Source organism: Luteimonas suaedae (assembly GCF_008312895.1).
Lineage (GTDB): Bacteria > Pseudomonadota > Gammaproteobacteria > Xanthomonadales > Xanthomonadaceae > Luteimonas > Luteimonas suaedae.
The window spans coordinates 1-1,345 of the sequence record NZ_VSSP01000038.1 but is presented as its reverse complement, the minus strand read 5'-3'; the positions used below and the strand labels follow the sequence as shown (position 1 = coordinate 1,345).

Annotated in this window: 1 protein-coding gene; it reads left to right on the top strand. The window is 68.3% G+C overall.

The window, feature by feature from the left end; genetic code table 11:
• Window positions 1-26: 26 nt before the first annotated feature.
• The coding region (locus FXO19_RS18995) for a sugar porter family MFS transporter (protein ID WP_255516503.1) at window positions 27-1,345 on the top strand (1,319 nt) is incomplete at its 3' end.

The window sequence follows — 1,345 nt, the reverse complement described above, 5'->3', positions numbered from 1 at the left end:
CCGCGGAGTCGCCCAACACCCGCTTCATCGTGCTGATCAGCCTGGTGGCGACGTTGGGCGGGTTCCTGTTCGGCTTCGACAGCGGGGTGATCAACGGCACCGTGGATGGCCTGCGGATCGCGTTCGACTCCGACTCGGTCGGCACCGGCTTCAACGTCGCCTCGATGCTGCTCGGCTGCGCGGTCGGCGCCTTCTTCGCCGGGCGCCTGGCCGACCTGTACGGGCGGCGCACGCTGCTGATCGTGGCGGCGGTGCTGTTCCTGGTCTCGGCCTGGGGCTCGGGCATCGCCGGCACCTCGCTGGAGTTCGTGATCTACCGGGTGCTCGGCGGGCTGGCGGTGGGCGCGGCCAGCGTGATGGCGCCGGCCTACATCGCCGAGGTGTCGGCGGCGCACTATCGCGGCCGCCTGGCCACGGTGCAGCAGATCGCGATCATCGGCGGATTGTTCCTGGCGTTCCTGAGCAACTACCTGCTGGCCAAGGTGGCCGGCGCCTCGATCCGGCCGTTGTGGCTGGGTTTCGAGGCCTGGCGCTGGATGTTCTGGATGGAGATCGCGCCGGCGGCGCTGTTCCTGGGCGCGCTGCTGTTCATTCCCGAGAGCCCGCGCTTTCTGGTGGTCAAAGGCCACCGGGAACGGGCACTGACGGTGCTGCGCCGGCTGTACGGCGAACATGCCGGCACGGCCAAGCTGGCCGAGATCGAGGCCAGCCTGGCCGCCGACCACCACCGCCCGCGGTTCTCGGACCTGATCGCCAAGGCCACCGGCAAGGTGCGGCCGATCGTATGGGTGGGCATCGGGCTGGCGACGTTCCAGCAGCTGGTGGGCATCAACGTGGTGTTCTACTACGGCGCGGTGCTGTGGCAGGCGGTGGGGTTCTCGGAGAACGATGCGCTGCTGATCAACGTGCTGTCGGGGGCGCTGAGCATCGGCGCCTGCCTGCTGACGGTGGCGCTGATCGACAAGATCGGGCGCAAGCCGCTGCTGTGGGTGGGCTCGGTGGGGATGGCGATCAGCCTGGGGCTGGTGACGATCGCGTTCTCGACCGGCACGCTGGACGCCGACAACCGGCTGCAGCTGTCCGATGCGATGGGGGTGCTGGCGCTGGTGGCGGCCAATGTGTACGTGATCTTCTTCAACCTGTCGTGGGGCCCGGTGATGTGGGTGATGCTGGGGGAGATGTTCCCCAACCAGATCCGCGGCTCGGGGCTGGCGGTGGCGGGCTTGTTCCAGTGGGGCTCGAACTTCGCGATCACGATGACCTTCCCGGTGATGCTGGCGGGGATCGGGCTGGCGGCGACGTACGGGTTCTATGCGTTCGCGGCGTTCGTGTCGATCTTCTTCGT